This is a genomic window from Streptomyces sp. S.PNR 29 (assembly GCF_030386795.1).
Classification (GTDB): Bacteria; Actinomycetota; Actinomycetes; order Streptomycetales; family Streptomycetaceae; genus Streptomyces.
Genome location: NZ_JANUQM010000018.1, coordinates 115,104 through 133,377, shown reverse-complemented (window position 1 = coordinate 133,377; position 18,274 = coordinate 115,104). Strand labels below are relative to the sequence as shown.

The following is an 18,274-nucleotide window of genomic DNA, read 5'->3' as shown; positions in this document are numbered from 1 at the left end:
TCGAGAGGTGCTGATGGTCGAGAGGTGTTAGCGGTCGAGCAGTTCCTCCACCAGCGAGGTGCAGCCTCCGCACCCCGTGGTGGCCCTGGTCCGTTCCGCGACGGCGGCCAGGTCGGACGCGCCGTCGGCGCGGCACCGCAGCAGTGCGCCCTTGGTGACGCCGTTGCACTGGCAGACGACGGCGTCGTCCGGCAGTGACTCCGGGCTCTTTCCGGGCCCGCCGTCGGCGAGTTCGGGAAACAGCAGCAGGCGCCGGTCCCGGGGCACGGGCTCCTGACGGTCGAAGAGCCGGGTGACGCGGCCGGCGGTCGAAGTGTCGCCGAGCAGGACCGCCCCGGCGATGCGGTCGTCCCTGAGCAGGATCCGCTGGTAGACGCCCCGGCGGGTGTCGGTGTACCCGATGACCTCGACGGCGTCCCCGGACGCGCCCTCGGCGTCGGCGCCGGCGTGGCTCCCGGCGTACGGGTCGCCCATCGCCGCGAGGTCGATGCCCGCCGCCTTCAGGCGCGTGACCGCCGCGGCGCCCTGGTACGGCACCGCGTCCGCGGCGCCGGTCAGCGCGTCGGCCACGATGCGGGCCTGCTCCCAGGCGGCGGCGACCAGGCCGGAGACGGTTCCCGCGTGCTCGGCGCAGTCTCCGACCGCGTACACGGACGGGTCACTCGTCCGCATCCACGCGTCCACCAGCACTCCTCTGCCGGTGTCGAGGCCCGCGGAGCGCGCCAGCGCGGTGTCGGGCCGGGTGCCGCACGCCACCACCAGGAGGTCGCCCGGGACGGTCCGGCCGTCGGCGAGCTGCACTCCCGTGAACCGGTCACCGCCCGTCGCAGCCACCACATCGATGCCGGTGAGGGCACGGATGCCCAGCTCCGCCAGGGACGCGGCCAGCATCCGCCCGCCGGGGCCGTCGAGCTGGCGCTCCATCAGGTGCGGGGCCACGTGCAGGATCTGCACGTCCAGGCCGCGCTGGGCGAGACCCCGCGCGGCCTCGATGCCGAGCAGGCCGCCGCCCAGGACGAGCGCGCGGGCCCCCGTGCCGGCGAGCCGCATGATCTGCCGGCAGTCGTCGAGGGTGCGGAAGGGCACGACTCCCGGCAGCAGCCGTCCGTCGTCGCGGGCCAGCCGCTTCACGGGCGGCACGAAGGGCAGGCTGCCGGTGGCGAGGACCAGCCGGTCGTAGCGGAGGACGTCACCGTCGTCCAGGGTCACCGTCCGCCGGGAGGGGTCCACCGCGAGGGCCGTCCGGCCGGTACGCACGGAGATCTCCGGCGGGAGACCGGGCAGGTCGATGCTCTCCTCGGTGGCCCGTCCCGCCAGCAGGTTGGTCAGCAGGACCCGGTTGTACGCGGGGCGCGGCTCGCCGCCGACGACGGTGACGCGCACCCCGGTGCCCCGGCGGTGCGTCTCGGCCGCCACGCGGTGGCCGGCCATGCCGTTGCCGATGACCACGACGTGCGTCATGCCACTCGCTCCAGTCGTACGGCGGAGACCTTGAACTCCGGCATCCGGGACACGGGGTCGAGGGCGTCGCCCACCAGCGAGTTGGCGCGGCCCGCGCCGCCCCAGTGGAACGGCATGAACAGGGTGTCCGGCGGGACCGCCGCGGTGATCCTGGCGTCCGCCTCGGCCGTCCCGCGACGGCTCACCAGCCGTACCCGGTCGCCCGCCGCGATGCCGTGCCGGGCCGCGAGATCCGGGTGGATCTCCACGTACGGTCCGCTCGCCTCGGCGGTCAGCGCGGGGATGCGACGGGTCTGGGCACCGCTCTGGTAGTGCTGCATGATCCGTCCGGTGGTCAGGTGCAGGGGGTAGCGTGCGTCGGGCTCCTCCGCCGCCGGCCGGTGCTGCACGGCGACGAAGCGGGCCTTGCCGTCGGGGTGCGCGAAGGCGTCGAGGAACATGCGGGGGGTGCCCGCGCCGTCGTCACAGGCGTCCTGCCCGGCGGCGGCCGCCGGGCTCGGCCAGAACACCCCGCCCTCGTCGTCGATGCGCTCGTAGCTGATGCCCGAGTAGTCCGCGGGACCGTCGGCCGAGGCGCGGCGGAGCTCCTCGAAGACCTCCGCCGGCTCGGCGGAGAAGCCGGTGGGCCGGCCGAGCCGGCGGCTCAGCTCGGTGATGATCCACAGGTCGGTGCGGACACCGGGGGGCGCCGGGAGGGCGCGGCGTCTGCGGATGACGCGGCCCTCCAGGTTGGTCATCGTGCCGTCCTCCTCCGCCCACTGGGCCGAGGGCAGGACGACATCGGCGAGCTCCGCGGTCTCGCTGAGCACCGGGTCCGACACCACCAGCAGGTCCAGGCCGCGCAGCCGCCGCTCGGCCAGGTTCGCGTTGGGGGCGGAGACCACGGGGTTGCTGCCGAAGACCAGCAGGCCGCGCGGGCCGCCCGGGGTGCCCAGGGAGCCGATCAGTTCGTGCGCGCTGACGCCGGGGCCCGGCAGCGAGTCGGCCGGTACGTCCCAGACGCGGGCGACGTGGGCGCGGGCCCCCGGGTCGTCGATGCGCCGGTAACCCGGCAGCTGGTCCGCCTTCTGCCCGTGCTCCCGTCCGCCCTGGCCGTTGCCCTGCCCGGTCAGACAGCCGTATCCGGAACCCTCCCGGCCCGGCAGTCCGAGGGCCAGCGCCAGGTTGACGAACGCGCTGACGGTGTCCGTGCCGTTGCTGTGCTGCTCGGCCCCGCGCGCGGTGAGGACGAGCGCCCGGGGCGCCTCGGCGAGGAGACGTACGGCCCGGTACTGGTCGGTGACCGGGACGCCCGTGATGCGCTCGACGTGTTCCGGCCAGTAGGTGGCGACGGCCTCGCGCACGGCGGGGAAGCCCCGGGTGCGTTCGGCGACGTAGCGCTCGTCGACGAGCCCCTCCGCGACCGCGATGTGCAGCAGGCCGTTGGCCAGGGCCAGGTCCGTGCCGGGTACGGGGCGCAGGTGCAGGGTGGCCCGGGCGGCGGTGGCGGTGCGGCGGGGGTCCACGACGATCAGGGAGCCGCCGGCCGCCCGCTGGGCGTCCAGGTGCCGTACGAAGGGCGGCATGGTCTCCGCCGGGTTGGCGCCGGCCAGCAGCACCGCCCGGGCCCGGCCCACGTCGGTGAGCGGGAAGGGCAGGCCCCGGTCGAGGCCGAAGGCGCGCAGGCCGGCCGCGGCGGCCGAGGACATGCAGAAACGGCCGTTGTAGTCGATGTTCGCGGTGCCGAGCGCGACCCTCGCGAACTTGCCCAGCAGGTAGGCCTTCTCGTTGGTCAGCCCGCCGCCGCCGAACACCGCGACGGCGTCCCGGCCGGAGGCCCGCTGGATCTCCTCGATCCCGGCCGCCACCCGGTCCAGGGCCTCCTCCCAGCCGGCCTCCTCCAGCGGCCGGCCGGGACCGCGCCGGACCAGGGGCGTGGTGAGCCGGCGCCCGGAGGTCAGCAGGTCGGTCGCGGTCCAGCCCTTGCGGCACAGCCCGCCGCCGCTGCCGGGGACGTCGCGCGGGGCGACCGTGACGCGGCCCGAGGCGTCGGGGCGCAGCCACATGCCGCACTGCAGGGCGCAGTACGGGCAGTGCGTGGCCGTGCCCTGGTCCATGAGGGTCGTCCCGCTCGTCGTCCCGCTCGTCGTTCCACGCGTCGTCTCACGCATCGTCGGTTCGCTCCTCGTCGCCGCGGTCGCCGCGGTCGCCGCGGTCGCCGCGCCGTAGGCAGCAGGCCCAGGTGAGGGCGGTGCACAGCGCGTAGTAGCCGGCGAAGGCGAACAGGGCCGCCCCCGAGTCGCCGGTGCCGTCGATGGAGACGCCCAGCGCGCGGTTGACGAGGAATCCGCCGAGCGCACCGATCGCGGAGACCAGCCCGAGCGCGGCGGCGGCCAGGCTGCGCCCCTCGGCACGGGCGGTGCGCCGGGCGAGGGCGTCCGTCTGCGGGACGGCGCGCAGGGCGCGGGAGACGAACAGCGCGGGGATCATCCGGTACGTGGAGCCGTTGCCGATGCCCGCGGTGAGGAACAGCAGCAGGAAGGAGAGCAGGAAACCGGTGTGCGCGTGCGCCTCGAGAGCCGCCCGGGCGCCCACCGAAGCCGCCCCCATGAGCAGGAAGTTGACCAGGGTGACGAGGGCGCCGCCGTAGCGGTCGGCCAGCACGCCGCCGAGCGGCCGGACGCACGCGCCGACGAGGGCGCCGAGGAAGGCGTAGGACACGGCGGCCGAGCCGGGGAACTCCACGGTGAGCAGCAGCGGCAGCGCGGTGGAGAAGCCGACGAACGAGCCGAAGGTGCCGATGTAGAGGACGGCGACGAGCCAGGTGTTTCCCGACCTGACCGCGGCGAACTGCCGGGCGGGCGAGGCGTGGGCGGTCCGCAGGTTGTCCATGCGGAGCAGCGCACCGAGCGCGGCCAGGACGATGAGCGGGACCCACATCAGCCCCGCCGCGGTGAGCCCCGCCGCGGCGATGACGAGCGGGACCACGAGCTGCACGGAACTGACGCCGACGTTGCCTCCGGCGGCGTTCAGGCCGAGGGCGGCGCCCTGCTTGGAGTCGGGGTAGAAGTGCGTGATGTTGGCCATGCTGGAGGCGAAGTTGCCTCCGCCGAGCCCCGCCGTCGCCGCGCACAGCAGGAAGAACCAGTACGGCGTGCCGGGGTCGGAGACGGCGACCGCGAGCAGGATCGCCGGGACGAGGAGCAGCAGGGTGCTGACGACGGTCCAGTTGCGGCCGCCGTACCGGGCGGGGGCGAAGGTGTACGGGATCCGCAGCACGGCGCCGACCAGGCTCGGCAGCGCGACCAGCCAGAAGAGCTGGTCCGCGGTGAAGGAGCGGTCGGTGAGTTCCACGGCGACGACGCTCCACAGCGTCCAGACCGTGAATCCCAGGTGCTCGCAGGCCACGGACCAGACCAGGTTGCGCCGGGCCACCCGCTGCCCGGTGCTCCTCCAGAACGCCGGATCACCGGGCTCCCAGTGCTCGATCCAGCGGGCCTTGAAGAGGCGGGACAGGGCGGACCGATCAGCCGACGCACCGGCCGAATCAGCCCCCGGCCCAGCCCGATCAGCCAACGCACCGGCCAAGCCGGCCGCCGGGACGACCGGACCACCCGGCTCCGCGGCCGAGCCGACCGGGGAACCGGCCAAGTCCCCCGCAGACGCGGCCCGATCGCCGGACGAACCCGCCAAGTCACCCACGGACGCGACCCGGTCAACCGACGGATCCGCCGTGTCGCCCGCCGGGGCGGCCCCCTCCGGGAGGGCCGACGCGGTGTGCGGCGCGGGGCTCACCCGACCGGCTCCTTCCGGGTCTGCAGGATGCGGATGCTGCGCGTGATGCCGCGCACGGTGGGCAGGGTCTTGAGCTGTGCGATCACCTCGGCGAGCGCGGCGTCCGTGGCCTGGTGCGTGGCGACCACGAGCTGCGCCTCCGCGCCCAGGCCCTCCTGCCGGACGGTCTCCAGCGACACCCCGTGCTGCGCGAAGACCGCGCAGACCTGCGACAGGACGCCGGACTCGTCGGTGACGAGCATGCTGAGGTGGTGCTGGTTGGCCACCTCGGCCATCGGCCTGAGCGGCAGGATGCGGGAGAACCCGGCGGGCGGGGCGACCCGGCCCGCCACCCGGTCGCGGCTGAGCTCCACGATGTCGCCGAGAACGGCGCTGGAGGTGGCGAGCCCGCCCGCCCCGTGACCGTGGAACATCAGCTCACCGGCGGCCTCCGCCTCCACGAGGATGCCGTTGTACACGCCGCGTACACCGGCCAGGGGGTGCTCCAGCGGGATCAGCATGGGGTGGACCCGGGCGCTGACCCCGTCCGGCGTGCGGTCGCAGACCCCCACGAGTTTGATCACGCACCCGTTGGCCGCGGCGTGCGCGATGTCACCCGGCCCGATGTGGGTGATCCCCTCGTAGTGGACGTCCCCGACGGGCACTTCGGCGTCGAAGGCGAGCCGCGCCAGGATCGCCATCTTGGCGGCGGCGTCCGCGCCCGTGACGTCGGCGGTGGGGTCCGCCTCCGCGTAGCCGAGCCGCTGGGCCTCGTGCAGGGCGCCCTGGAAGGTGCCCCCGGAGGCCGACATGCGATCCAGGATGTAGTTCGTCGTGCCGTTGACGATGCCCGTCACCCGCCGCACCCGGTCGCCGACCAGGGACTGGTTCAGCGGACGCAGCAGCGGTACGGCGCCCGCCACGGCGGCCTCGTAGGCGAGGCCGACGCCCTGCTTGCGGGCGATGCGGTGCAGGTCGACGCCCTCGCTCGCGATGAGCGCCTTGTTGGCGGTGACCACGGACGCCCCGGCCTCCATGGCCGCGGCGACCAGGGTACGGGCCGGCTCCACGCCGCCGATCAGCTCGACGACCACGTCGATGTCCCCCCGGGTCACGAGGGCTTCCGCGTCCGTGGTGACCAGCGCGTCGTCGATGCCGGGCAGGGACCGTGGACCGCGTACGGCGACGCCGGCGAGCTGGACCGGAGCGCCGACCCTGGCGGCCAGTTCCTCGGCGCGCCCGCTCAGCGCGCGAGCGGTCTCGGCACCGACGTTGCCGTGCCCGAGCAGAGCTATGCGCACCGCATCCGCTGCGCGTTTCATACGTTCCCCCTGTTGGTGATTGCTGTGCGAGACGGCTCTCCCGGGCGGCGGGCGCCGCTCAGGAGACGATCGGCGCTTCGGCCGTACGGCTGTCCTCGGCGGCCGGCGCGCCGCTGTCCGCGGTGTCCTGGCCCGTACCGGCCGGCCCGGACCGTCCGGCCGTCACGCGCTGGAAGATCTTGGCGCCGATGACCAGGGAGACCGGGAGCAGCAGGTACCAGCCGAAGAAGAGGAAGACGACCAGCACCGCGACGAGCGAGACGACGGCGCCGAGACGGCCCCAGGGGCTGCCGCGCAGCAGCTTGGCCGCGGCCGAGAGTCCGGCGACGTACACGGCGACGAAGCAGGCCGAGGCAGCGGTCATGATCGGGTCGAGCCGGATGTCCAGGACGGCCGCGCTGGTCAGCAGCACCGCGGTCAGCGACGCGAGCACGACCAGGCTGGGCTTGGGGATCTCCCCCGCGCCGTTGCCCTTGCCCAGCCAGCGGGGCAGGTCGCCGTCGCGGCCGAGCGCCGCACCGAGCCGGGAGCCGCCGGCGATGTAGGCGTTGACGGTGGCGAACGTCAGCAGCGCGGCGGCGACGGCGGTCACGGCGCGGGCGGAGTCGCCGATGCCGCGCTCCAGCAGCAGGGTCAGCGGTACCGAGCCACGCTCGGGGTCGGAGCCGAGCACCGCCATCGAGGTGGTGGCCACGCCCAGGTACAGCACGGCGACGACGGCGATGGTCAGGCCGGTGACGATGGGCAGCTGGCGGCGCGGGTTGGAGAACTCGCCGCCCAGGTGGGAGACCGCCTCCCACCCGGAGAACGCGAAGAACAGCAGCGTCGCGGCGTGCCCGACGGCCATCCAGCCGTGGGGCGCGAACGGCGTGAAGTTCTCCGCGCGCGAGTCCGGCGCCGCGACCATGATGGCGACGGCCATCAGCGCGGCGAGCATCCCGACGAGCAGCAGCTGCAGCCCGCCGGACAGCCTCAGGCCCATCCAGTTGCTGACGTACGCGGCGAAGAGCAGGGCCGCCGCGACGGCGAGGGACATGAGGTAGCCGCCGCCCAGCGCGTCGGCCACGTAGGACCCGCCGACGATCGCGGCGCTCGCGGTGCCCACGGGGACGGCGAAGTAGAACAGCCAGCCCACGGGGGCGGAGGTGCGGGGGCCGAACGCCTTGGCGGCGAAGGTGGCGACGCCGCCGCCGTCGGGGTACCGCATGCCCAGCACCGCGAAGGAGCCCGCGATCGGGATGCAGAAGGCGACCATCAGGGCCCAGGCCACCAGGGAGGCCGGACCTGCTTCACGTGCCGTCAGTGCGGGCAGGGCGAGAACACCGCCGCCGAGAACCGCGCCCACGTACAGCGCGGTTCCCTGTGCCACGCCGATGCGGTGGCTCGAACTCATCTCGTCATCTCTCCCAGGTGTCGATCGGGTGGGTCTGTGGGGGGGTGGTCGTCGGTCACCTGGACACGAGGTCGTCGCACAGCGCGCGTGGACATGTGTCGAGGCCTTGCAGGAAGCGGTCCGCGACGTCGAGGAAGCCGGGGACCTCCAGCAGGAAGGCGTCGTGGCCGATGTCGGTGGTCCGGTCCTGCTCGTGCCGGGCGGCCAGCCCTCGGGCCGCGAGCTCGGTCTGGATGCGCGCGCTGTGCTCGGGGCCGAAGAGCCGGTCGTGGGCGAAGCTGTAGAGCAGCACCTCGGGCAGGACGGCGGCCTGGCGCAGCCGGTCGGGCACGGCGAAGGCGTCGAAGCGGTCCATGGCGCCCAGCAGGTGCAGATAGCTCCGCGGGTCGAAGCGGCGCAGGAACTTGTCCGCCTGGTGCTCCAGATAGCTCTCGACGGCGAAGTCGCCCTGCACCGTCGTCGAGGCGTGGGTGCGGGTCCCCTCCCGGCGCGGCGCGCGGCCGAACTTGCGGTGCAACGACTGCTCGGAGAGGTAGGTGAGGTGTGCGATCATCCGCGCCGTACCGAGCCCGGCGCCGGAGTCCGCCTCCGCCGCAGGTCCCGGTGAGAGGGCGGCGCTGTTGCGGATGGCGTAGCGCGCGACCGCGTTCCACGCGAGGTTGTCGGCGCTCTGGCGGCCGGTGCCCGCGATGATCGCGAATCCGTCCGCGTCGTCCGGGTGCCGCAGCAGCCACTCCAGGGCCTGCATGCCGCCCAGCGATCCGCCGACGACCGCGCGCAGCCGGCGGACGCCCAGAGCGGACACGAGTTCGCGGTGGACCGTGACCATGTCGGCCACGGTGATGTCCGGGAACCCCCATCCGTGCGGGTGCCCGTCGGCCCCGGCCGTCCACGGGCCGGTGGTGCCCGCGCAGCCGCCGAGGACGTTCGCGCAGATCACGAAGTAGCGGTCGGTGTCCACCGGTCTGCCGGGGCCCACCATCGTCTCCCACCAGCCCGGCGTGTCGTCGGCGCGGTGCCGTGCCGGGTGGGAGTCACCGGTCAGGGCGTGGCAGAGGAACACCGCGTTGTCCCCGGCGCCGTTCAGCCGCCCGTACGTCTCGTACGCCACCTGCACCGGTCCGAGCCGCTCGCCCGAGGCCAGCCGCAGCGGGCGGTCGGGCGGGAACAGCACCGCGAGTGCCATGTGTCTGCTGGTCGGCGCGGACCAACCCGTGAACTCCACCATCTCCCCCTGATCAGTCGTCGGTCCTGCTGCGGCTATACGGCGGCCAGCGCCTGCTCCAGGTCGTGGACGAGGTCGTCCGCGTGCTCCAGGCCGACCGCGAGACGGACCGAGCCCTGGGTGATGCCGGCGCCGAGCAGGTCCTTCTCGGGCAGGTGGGCGTGGGTCGTGGAGGCGGGGTGGGTGGCGAGGGAGCGTACGTCGCCGACGTTGGTGACGTGCGAGAACAGCTTGAGCGCCTCGATGAACCGGGCTCCGGCCTGGCGCCCGCCCTTCAGCTCGACCATGACCATCGGGCCGTACTCACCGCCCAGGTACCGCTTGACCTGTTCGGCCTCGGTGCCCTCGGCCAGGCTGGGGTGACGGACCAGCTCGACCTTGGGGTGCTCGTTGAGGAACTCGGCGACCGCGAGGGCGTTCGCGGAGTGCGCGGGCATGCGCAGCGGCAGTGTCTCGATGCCCTGGAGGATGAGGAAGGCGTTGAAGGGGCTCATGCACAGGCCGAGGTCGCGCAGCAGGGTCTCGCGGGCCTTGAACAGGTAGCTGCTGCGGCCGCGGGTGTCGGGGACCTTCTTGCACTCCTCGCCCCACACGACGTTGCCGTACGCGGGGTCGGGCTGGGTCATCTGCGGGTGGCGGGGGGAGTTGTCCCAGTCGAAGGTGCCGCTGTCGACGATGATGCCGCCGATCGCCGAGCCGTGGCCGCCGAGGTACTTGGTGCCCGAGTAGACCGAGACGGCGGCGCCGTGGTCGAACGGGCGGCAGGTGAAGGGCTGGAGGGTGTTGTCCATGATGAGCGGGATGCCGTAGCGCTCACCGATCTCGGCGACCTCGCTGATGGGGAAGATCCTCAGCCGCGGGTTGGGCAGGGTCTCGCCGAAGTACAGCCGGGTGCGGTCGTCGGTCGCCCGCTCGAAGTTCTTCGGGTCGGCCGGGCTGACGAACCGGGTCTCGACTCCGAGCCGCCGCAGCGTGGCTCCCAGCAGGCTCCAGATGCCGCCGAAGAGCTCGTTGGAGGAGACGATGTTGTCGCCGGCCTCGACGAGGTTGAGGATCGCGAGCGTCACCGCCGCGTGCCCCGAGGCGGTGGCGAGGCCCTGGACTCCGCCGTCTATCTGGGTCATGCGCTCTTCCAGGACGTTGAGCGTGGGGTTGCCCAGCCGTGTGTAGGCGTGCCCGTTGCCTTCGAGGCCGAAGAGCCCGGCCGCCATGTCGGCGTTCGGGAACTCGTAGGCGGCCGTCATGTAGATGGGCGTGATGAGCGGCGGGTTGACACCCATCCGGACGTGCCGGCCGCCCTGGATGGTCGCCGACTCGCGCCGGGAGTACCCGCGCTGGTTGAACAGCTCTTCTTCGTCGTTGGTCAGCACGACAGGAGGGTCCCTTCGAAACGTGTGGATCAGCGTGGCTGTGGTTCAGCTGTGCTGCGCAGGGCAGGACCCGCGGAATCCAGGGATTGTTGAACGATTCTTGGATTCTACGATCCAGGGGAATGGATCCGGCCTCGATTTCTCGGCGACCATCCCGCGGTGGCCGAAAACGGACCCTCTCCTCGCAGCTATGACGGGGCGTCAGGAAAGCGGGCGGGCCGGTCAAAGGTATGTCATGGACTGGTAAAGCTCCTCCAGGCGCCGGTTGACCCGCCGCAACCAGCACCCGAAACGCGCCATGCACCGGCGGGCGAAGGATGGCCGGTTCATGCGCCCACGGCCCGTGCGTGCAGCAGCGACACCGCGCGGCGGGCGGAACTGATGGCCCCGGCCTGCCAGCCGATGTACTGGGTGAGCCAGTCACCGGCCAGATAGACCCGGCCCGAGGGCTGGTTGAGCAGCTCGTACGCGGCGCCCGAGTTCTCCGGCCACTCGATCCAGCCGGCCTCGATGTGCTCGATCCGGTGCCAGGCCACGGCGAAGCCGGAGTCGAGCTCGCGCCGGTAGGCGGGGCCGTGGATGCGCTCCCCCAGGGCGACGGCCCGCCGGATGCGCTCGGCGGGCGGCAGCTGGCCGAACGCCACGGCGTCGTCGCGGTAGTGGTAGTAGCCGACCACGATCCCGCGCTCGGAGTGGAAACCGTGGGAGGGGTACCAGACGTGGGTGAGCGGCAGGTCCGTCTCGGTGATGCCGCCGTAGATACGGTGGTCCTCCTCCCACCACCGGCGCCGGTACTCCAGGCCCAGCTTGCCGACCGCGAGCGGGCGCGGCACCCGCAGCGCCGAGCCCACCCCGGCCCCGAGGTTGTGCGCGGTCCGCGCCAGCACGTGCGGCGGCAGCGCGGCCACGCAGAAGTCGGCCCGCTCGACGTGCTCCCGGCCGTCCGCGCCCTTGTAGCGCACCTCGACGCCCGTGCCGCGGTCGCGGATCTCCCCGGCCACGGCCCCGTAGGTGATGCGCCGTTCGCCGATCCGGTCCACGAAGGCCCGCACGATGCGGTCCATGCCGCCCACCGGCTGGAACATCATCATCGCCTGGTCGTAGTCGAACTCGAACGAGATGTACCGGCCACTGGCCCGGGCGAAGACGTCCTCCAGCGACGGCGGCGCTCCGTAGCGCTCGCCGGTGTCGCCGGCGGCCCCGGGAGGCGTGCGGTAACCGCGCCGCGTACCGCCGCGGTACGCCCAGCCGTCCTCGCGTCCGCCGATCTGACCGAAGTCCTCGACGAACGTCAGCAGCCGCTCACGGTCCTCGGCGGACAGCTCCTTGTCGAGCGCGCCGCGGTCGGCCGCCTTCGCCAGCAGCTCCGACACGTAACCGTAGGTGTCGGCCTGCACGGTGCGGTGCCGCAGCGGCGTTCCGATCTTGTCCAGATAGACGTAGGCGTCGGCGTTCTTGTTGGCGAACGGCTCGATGGCCACGCCGAGTTCACGGCAGTAGTCGAGCGTGATCATGTGCTGCGCGATACGCGCGGGGCCCGCGTTCAGGTACTGCCCCGAGGCGAACCGCGCGCGCTGCGTGACGCCGCCGGACTCCCGCTCCCGGGTACCCCCGCGCACCGTCCAGTTACGGCCGCCCGGGCGGGACTTGGCCTCCAGGATCCGGCAGTCGTAGCCCGCCTTGCCCAGTTCGTACGCCGTCGTCAGGCCCGCCACGCCCGCGCCCAGGATCACCACACGTGCCGGACGGCGTCCCCCGGTGAAATCGCCCGCGCGCGGCGGCACATACGCCGAGGGGGACCCGGCGGCCCGGGCGTCGGGCGCGAGACCGAGGGCACCCATCGTCGCCCACAGTGCCCCGGCGCCGCCCAGGGCGCCCACCGACCGCAGAAAGCTGCGTCTGCTGCCGTACGAATCCGCCACAGCCGCCTCCAACTCATGTGTCGCTGTGTGACGGCAGAAAGCCTCCGTGGCCCGGCGGGCACACGGAATGGCCGCCCGACCGCTCGCCCGGCGTGCCCGATCGGGCAGTAGCCGACCGGCTACTCCGACGGAGCGGTCGGGCGGATCTCCCCGAACGCGGTCCGCTCCATGAGGCTCGGGGGAGGCCGAGTCGACCGAGACCACTCAGGCGGCGTGCGGCACGAGAGCGGACACGAGAGAGGGAAGCGGCGATGAGTGAGGTCTACTCCATGGACCCGCGTACCGGGCTGACGGTGGAGATGGTCGCGTCGGACTCCGACGCCGCGGAGGTCTCGCGGGTGTGCGCGGTCGCCGCCGAGGCCACGGCCGGACTGGACCGGATGGGGCCGGCCGGGCGGGCGGAGCTGCTGGAGGCGATCGCGGCCGAATTGCAGTCGGACGGTGAGGCACTGGTGGGTGTCGCCGACCGGGAGACCGCGCTCGGCGCGGACCGGTTGCGCGGCGAACTCGCCCGTACCTGCGGTCAGTTGCGCTTCTTCGCCGAGGTGCTGCGGGAGGGCTCGTACCTCGACGCGGTGATCGACCACGCCGCCGCGGCGAGCCCGGCCGGCCCGGAGCGGCCGGACATGCGGCGCGTGCTGCTGTCCTTCGGCCCGGTCGCCGTCTTCGGCTCCAGCAACTTCCCCCTGGCGTTCTCCGTCGCGGGCGGCGACACCGCGTCGGCCCTGGCCGCGGGCTGCCCCGTCGTCGTCAAGGCCCATCCCTCCCACCCGGCCACCTCCCTGGCGGCGTTCCGGGCGGCGACCAGAGCCGTGGCGGCGGTGGGCGCACCGGTGGGCACGCTGGGGCTGGTCTGGGGTTTCGAGGCGGGCCGGGAGCTGGTCCTCGACCCGCGCATCCGGGCCGTCGCCTTCACCGGCTCTCTCACGGGCGGGCGGCATCTGCACGACCTGGCCGCCTCGCGGCCCGAGCCGATCCCCTTCCACGGCGAGCTGAGCAGCCTCAACCCGATCCTCGTCACGCCCGGTGCGGCACGGCAGCGGGCGGAGGCCGTCGGCCGGGGCTTCGTGCAGTCCTTCTCCTTCGGGCACGGCCAGGTGTGCACCAAGCCGGGCCTGCTGCTCGTCCCCGCCGGTGACGACGGGGCGGCGCTGCGCGAGGAGGTCGCCCGCGGGGTGGCCGAGCTCGCTCCCTCCTGGCTGCTGAACGACGGCATCCGCGCGATGTTCCAGCAGGGCGTCGAGCGGCTCTCGACGCTGCCCGGGGTGCGCACGGCCGCCGTCGGCGGGTCCGCCGGGGACGACGGGCGGACGGTGAGCCCGGCCCTGGTCACCGTCGACGCCAAGCGTCTGCTGACCGGAGACTCCCCGCTCCTGGAGGAGTGCTTCGGCCCGTTCGCCGTCGTCGCCGAGTACCAGGACGTCTCCGAACTGGAGGAGGTGGCCGGGGTGCTCGGCGGTCAGCTGTCCGCCGCGATCCACTCCACCGACGGCGAGTCGGACCTGGCCGGGCGGCTGCTGGCCCGGCTCGGCCGCACCTGCGGCCGGATCGTCTGGAACGGGTTCACCACGGGCGTCGTCGTCGGCTGGGCCACACACCACGGCGGGCCCTACCCCGCCACGACCTCCGCCGAGCACACCTCGGTCGGCGCCGCCGCCATCCGCCGGTTCCTCCGCCCCGTCTGCTACCAGTCCGTACCCGACACCCTGCTGCCGCCGGAGCTCCGCGAGGCCAATCCGCTGGGCATTCCGCGCCGGGTGGACGGGGTACTGGGCTGAGGGGTCCTTTCACCTGAGCCGGGTGGGGCGCGGTTCCCACGGCTGCGGACACGTGATGGTCCCCCCCCAACTCCCCGCGATGCCCGCAGCCCCTGGCCCCCGCCTCCCCACCACCCCGGCCCCCGACCTCCCACCACCTCGCCCCCGGCATCAGCCCCCGCCGGACACCGCGCCGCACGCCCGTGGCCCGGGCTTTTCGCAACGGTGGGCGACCCCTCACACACGATCCCCGGACAGATCAAGGCGGCTCTCGGACAGAAAGCGCTTGCGCGCCCCCCTCCTCGACGTCACACTGATTTCCGGCGCGCTACGAGTTCGCCGGCCCGCCCACTCGGTCCGAGCCACCGCTGTTGCACGGTCAGCGTCGACCGTCCGGCCGACCAGGGCGTCGATGTTCCAGGGGGGACGCAGCATGCTCACAGCCGCTCACCGCGTGGCATTACTCACCCGAAGCGAAGTGCTCCGCATGGGGGTCCGCAGCCTCCTCGCGCAGACACCCGGCATCGCGTCCGTCCACGACTACGCGTACGAGCCGCACGCGGCCGCCGCCATCGACTTCGCGGATGTGGACATCCTGCTGCTGTCCTGCCCCCGCGAGGAGTGGGCCCGCGAGACCGCGGGCCGCGCGAGCGCGGCGGGCGCGAAGGTGCTGCTCCTCCTGGACGACCGTATGGCCTCCGACCCCGACTCCGTCCGCGGCGTCACGGCCCACGGCATCCTGCTGAAACACGAGCTGACCTCCGACAGCCTCACCCTGGCGCTGGCCCAGGTGCGCACCGGCGGCTTCCCCATGCCGCTCGCCTTCTCGCACGCCCTGCTCAAACGGCCCGCGGCCTCGTCCGTCAGCCACCGCGAGCGCATCGCCGCGCTCACCCCCCGCGAACGGGAGACGCTGCTGCTCCTGGTGGAGGGACTCAGCAACAAACTGATCGCGCGCCGGCTCAGGATCTCGGAGCACGGCGTGAAGCGGCTGGTGGCCAACATCCTCGCCAAGATGAACTGCCCCAACCGCACACAGGCGGCGGCCATCGCCGTACGCGAGCACCTCGTGGCCACGCCCGGGGCTGTGGCGTCCGGGCAGTTGACACGAGGGCTCGACGCCGATCCCCTTCGGGCCGGGTGACCGGGTCCCCGCACGCCTGAGCAGCGGACAGCCATCCCCGGGCCCGCGCGGGCCCGGGGATGGCGTGGTCTCCACCCCGTCGGTGCGGGGCTCCTTACTTCGCGTCGATCAGCTCGTGCGGCGGGACGGTCACGGTCCGGGCACCCGGCTCACCGCCCAGGACGACCTTGCGCAGGGCGACGTTGTTGTCGGTGTTCGTCTCCTGGAGCCGCTTCTCCGGGTTGGCGATCACCTGGATGTAGTACGTGCCGTTGGGCAGGTCGGTGATGTCGAAGGACTGGCCGGGACGGTACTGGGTGTACGTGTCACCGGAGCCGACGTCGAGGACCTCGCGGACGGAGATCGAGTTCTGCTGACCGCACGCGGTCGACAGGTCGGTGTTCTCCGGGTGCCAGTTGGCGTTCTTCACCGTGTAGTCGATGGCGTCGGTGTTGGCCAGGCAGAACGCCTCCTTGCCGCTGCGCACCTCCTTGGTCTGGTCCTCGCTCAGCAGGCGGTAGCTGGCGAAGTCCGTGAAGTGCCAGTGCTCGTGGCCCTCCCGCGGGTCCCACTCCATGGTTCCGGTGGGCGTGTACCCGACCTGCTTGCCCTTCGCGTCGTAGAAGTACTGGTACGCGTCCATCAGGTCCTTGCCGGGGCTGCGGAAGCCGTCCACGACGAGCGGCGCGGGGCCCGCGTTCCAGACGTTCGCGCTGAAGGCGAGGTAGTCCTTGCCCGGTACGTCCCCGTCCTCGCCGTCGGTGATGGCGATGTCCCAGGCGGGCAGCGACCGCAGGTCGGGCTTGGGGGTGTTCGCCGGGGCGCCCGCCTTGCCGGTGGGCCGCTTGGCGGCGGGCTTCAGCGCGGGCGCGACGCGGGAGCCGTCGGTGTGCCCGGGGCCGTCACCGAGGTGCGGGGTCATGCCGCGGTCGGCGAGCGCGTGGGGGAAGGCGGGCGGGACGGGGACGTCGGCGCCTCGGGGGCCGTAGTGGTGGGAGGAGTGCGCTCCCTGCCCGGCGGCCTGGTGGCCGGAGTGCCCGCCGTGGCCGCCGTGGCCGCCGGCGTGCCGGGTGGAGGACCGCCGGGCGGCCAGGCCCGCGCCGCCCTCGTCCCAGTCGCGCTCCCGCACCGTCACCTTGATGGTCGGCCGGTCGTCGGGAATGGTGAACAGGTCGCGGTACTTCTTGGCCACCGACACCTTGGCCGTGTACTCGCCCGCCGGCAGGTCCACCGGCTGGTAGCTGTAGTCGACGTTGCTGGTGTTGGCCGCCCAGCCCTTCTCGACTCCCCACACCGAGCCCAGGGTGAAGGGGTTGGTGGGGCAGCTCTGCGGATAGTGCGAGGTCGCCGGGGCGTCCGGGCGGAGCCGTCCGGAGGCGTTGTTCGGGCAGAACGCCTGGCTGGTCTTCGCCACCTCCTCACCGGCCGCGTTCGTGATGGACACGTCGAGGAAGCCGGTCAGGCCGGAGAAGTCCTTCACCAGACCGGCGGGCAGGGTCTTGGCGCGGGTGCCCTTGCCGTCGCGGAGGATCTGCTGGGCGACGACAGGGTCCTTGTAGGACTTCCTGGTCACCTTGAACTCCAGGGGCGCGTCGTCGACCGTGAGGTACGTGCCGAGATCCAGCTGGACGCCGGGCTCGTCCTTCCAGCGGTCGAGGGTCACGGAGTTCGACGCGGCCACCAGCTTCAGCTTCGGCTTTCCGGCGGACGCTTTCGCCTGGGCCGCCCCGGCGCCCGGTGCGGCTCCGGACACGGTGACGACGACGGTGAGCGCGGCTCCCGCCGCGAGCGCCGCCCGGTGTAAGCGGCTGCTTTTTTCCTGACTGGTCATCGGTCTCATCGGTTCCTCGTCTTCGAGTGCCATGGTCAGGTCTGTGAGCAACCTGTGAGATTGGTGAAAGCGCTGTCGAGGTTGTCTCGCACGGAAGAAAAGAGAGGAAGGAGAGCAGAACGGCAACCGGACCTCCCCCGAGAATCCCCGCAGGAGTGTCACAAGGCACGCACACGGTCTTGCGAAAGCCTCGCTACCGTTCTCGCCAATCGCTCCCCTGTGCGTTGTCAACACCAGGAAGACAACAGATGGATTACTGCTCCACGTGTCGTCGGCACCTCAACGGCGCCCTGGTGTGCCCGGGGTGCGGTGCCTACGCTCCCGACATCGCCCCGGGCGTCGTCGACGGCCACGCCGTTCCGGGCCGGGCCATGACGGGTACGGCGGCGACCGCTGGGGCGCCGGCCTGGGAGCCCCCGGCGACGGACCCGGACGAGACCCCGCGGACCGGCCCGTCCGCGCACGAGGCGAGCGCCCTCCCCGCGCCGGAGGGGCGTGCGGCGCGGCGCCGCCAGCGGGCCCGCTGGAAGAAGAACCAGCGCCGGGCCGTGGTGGCGACCGCCGTCGCCCTCGTCGGCGGCGGCCTGACGTTCGCCTCCCTGGACCGTCACTCGCCCGACCGGACCCAGGCCTCCTCGGCACCGGACGTCACGGGCATGGGCTCCGCGGAACGTCCCACGGAGCAGCGCACCCACCCGACGTCGGCCCGCCAGGACGCCGACTGGTCCACCCCCACGCACCCCGCCCGGTCACCCGGGGCGGACACCCGGCGCCGCGGGCACGCGGCCACATCCCCGGACACGCACACGGACACCGCCGCCACACCTCGCCCCACGACGACCCCCACCGCACCGTCCCGGACCACGGCCGGCGGACAGTCCTCCGCCCGCACCGGTACCAGCGGCAGCGGCACCGGCACCGGTTCCGGCACCGATTCGGGTACGACGACGACCCAGCAGACGTCCCCGCCGCCGGCCGCCGCCGGCAACGACACCTCCTCGGGAACGTCCTCGGGAACCTCTTCGGGCACGGGCGAGTCCAGCCCCACCCCGGCGGCGACCGCACCGGCGCAGGTCTGCGTTCTGGTGCTGTGCCTGGGCTGACGCAGCGGCTGCAC

12 protein-coding genes are annotated in these 18,274 nt (G+C 73.1%); 3 read left to right on the top strand and 9 right to left on the bottom strand.

Annotation, left to right across the window (positions count from 1 at the left end):
* Positions 1-27: 27 nt before the first annotated feature.
* The 8 genes from NW895_RS36755 to NW895_RS36720 form a co-directional block, all read right to left on the bottom strand.
* The gene (locus tag NW895_RS36755) at positions 28-1,461 is read right to left on the bottom strand and encodes an FAD-dependent oxidoreductase (protein WP_289941232.1); all 1,434 of its coding nucleotides are present in this window, start codon (positions 1,459-1,461) and stop codon (positions 28-30) included.
* Positions 1,458-3,557 carry a molybdopterin oxidoreductase family protein gene (locus NW895_RS36750; RefSeq protein WP_289941319.1) on the bottom strand — a complete coding sequence of 700 codons (2,100 nt, stop codon included), beginning with the start codon at positions 3,555-3,557 and terminating at the stop codon, positions 1,458-1,460. The genes NW895_RS36755 and NW895_RS36750 overlap by 4 nt, the downstream gene beginning before the upstream one ends.
* A 46-nt stretch (positions 3,558-3,603) precedes the next feature.
* Positions 3,604-4,875, bottom strand: coding sequence for an MFS transporter (locus NW895_RS36745; RefSeq protein WP_289941227.1), 1,272 nt, complete (start codon positions 4,873-4,875; stop codon positions 3,604-3,606).
* A gap of 356 nt (positions 4,876-5,231) precedes the next feature.
* Positions 5,232-6,536 (bottom strand): homoserine dehydrogenase, encoded by a 1,305-nt coding sequence (locus NW895_RS36740; RefSeq protein WP_289941226.1) that lies wholly within the window; start codon positions 6,534-6,536, stop codon positions 5,232-5,234.
* A 58-nt stretch (positions 6,537-6,594) separates the two neighbouring features.
* Positions 6,595-7,929, bottom strand: coding sequence for an amino acid permease (locus tag NW895_RS36735; RefSeq protein ID WP_289941225.1), 1,335 nt, complete (start codon positions 7,927-7,929; stop codon positions 6,595-6,597).
* Positions 7,930-7,984: 55 nt separating this feature from the next.
* Entirely contained in the window at positions 7,985-9,115 is a 1,131-nt protein-coding gene (locus NW895_RS36730) for a homoserine O-acetyltransferase (protein WP_289941224.1), read from the bottom strand.
* A 74-nt stretch (positions 9,116-9,189) separates the two neighbouring features.
* A complete protein-coding gene (locus tag NW895_RS36725) occupies positions 9,190-10,524 on the bottom strand; it encodes an O-acetylhomoserine aminocarboxypropyltransferase/cysteine synthase family protein (RefSeq protein ID WP_289941223.1) in 1,335 nt (444 codons plus the stop codon).
* Between the two features lie 326 nt (positions 10,525-10,850).
* Positions 10,851-12,365 (bottom strand): FAD-dependent oxidoreductase, encoded by a 1,515-nt coding sequence (locus NW895_RS36720; protein ID WP_289941318.1) that lies wholly within the window; start codon positions 12,363-12,365, stop codon positions 10,851-10,853.
* A 332-nt stretch (positions 12,366-12,697) separates the two neighbouring features.
* On the opposite strand from NW895_RS36720, the gene NW895_RS36715 reads away from it, so the two are divergent.
* Complete coding sequence (locus tag NW895_RS36715) at positions 12,698-14,224, top strand: aldehyde dehydrogenase (NADP(+)) (protein WP_289941222.1); 1,527 nt, start codon at positions 12,698-12,700, stop codon at positions 14,222-14,224.
* A gap of 466 nt (positions 14,225-14,690) precedes the next feature.
* Positions 14,691-15,347, top strand: a complete 657-nt coding sequence (locus tag NW895_RS36710; RefSeq protein ID WP_289941221.1) for a response regulator transcription factor — start codon at positions 14,691-14,693, stop codon at positions 15,345-15,347.
* Between the two features lie 94 nt (positions 15,348-15,441).
* Here NW895_RS36710 and NW895_RS36705 read toward each other — a convergent pair whose 3' ends face one another.
* On the bottom strand, positions 15,442-17,157 hold the full coding sequence (locus tag NW895_RS36705; RefSeq protein WP_289941220.1) for a lysyl oxidase family protein: 1,716 nt from the start codon (positions 17,155-17,157) through the stop codon (positions 15,442-15,444).
* Positions 17,158-17,405: 248 nt separating this feature from the next.
* Between NW895_RS36705 and NW895_RS36700 the strand changes: the two genes are divergently transcribed.
* The gene (locus NW895_RS36700; RefSeq protein WP_289941219.1) at positions 17,406-18,260 is read left to right on the top strand and encodes a hypothetical protein; all 855 of its coding nucleotides are present in this window, start codon (positions 17,406-17,408) and stop codon (positions 18,258-18,260) included.
* Positions 18,261-18,274 lie beyond the last annotated feature (14 nt).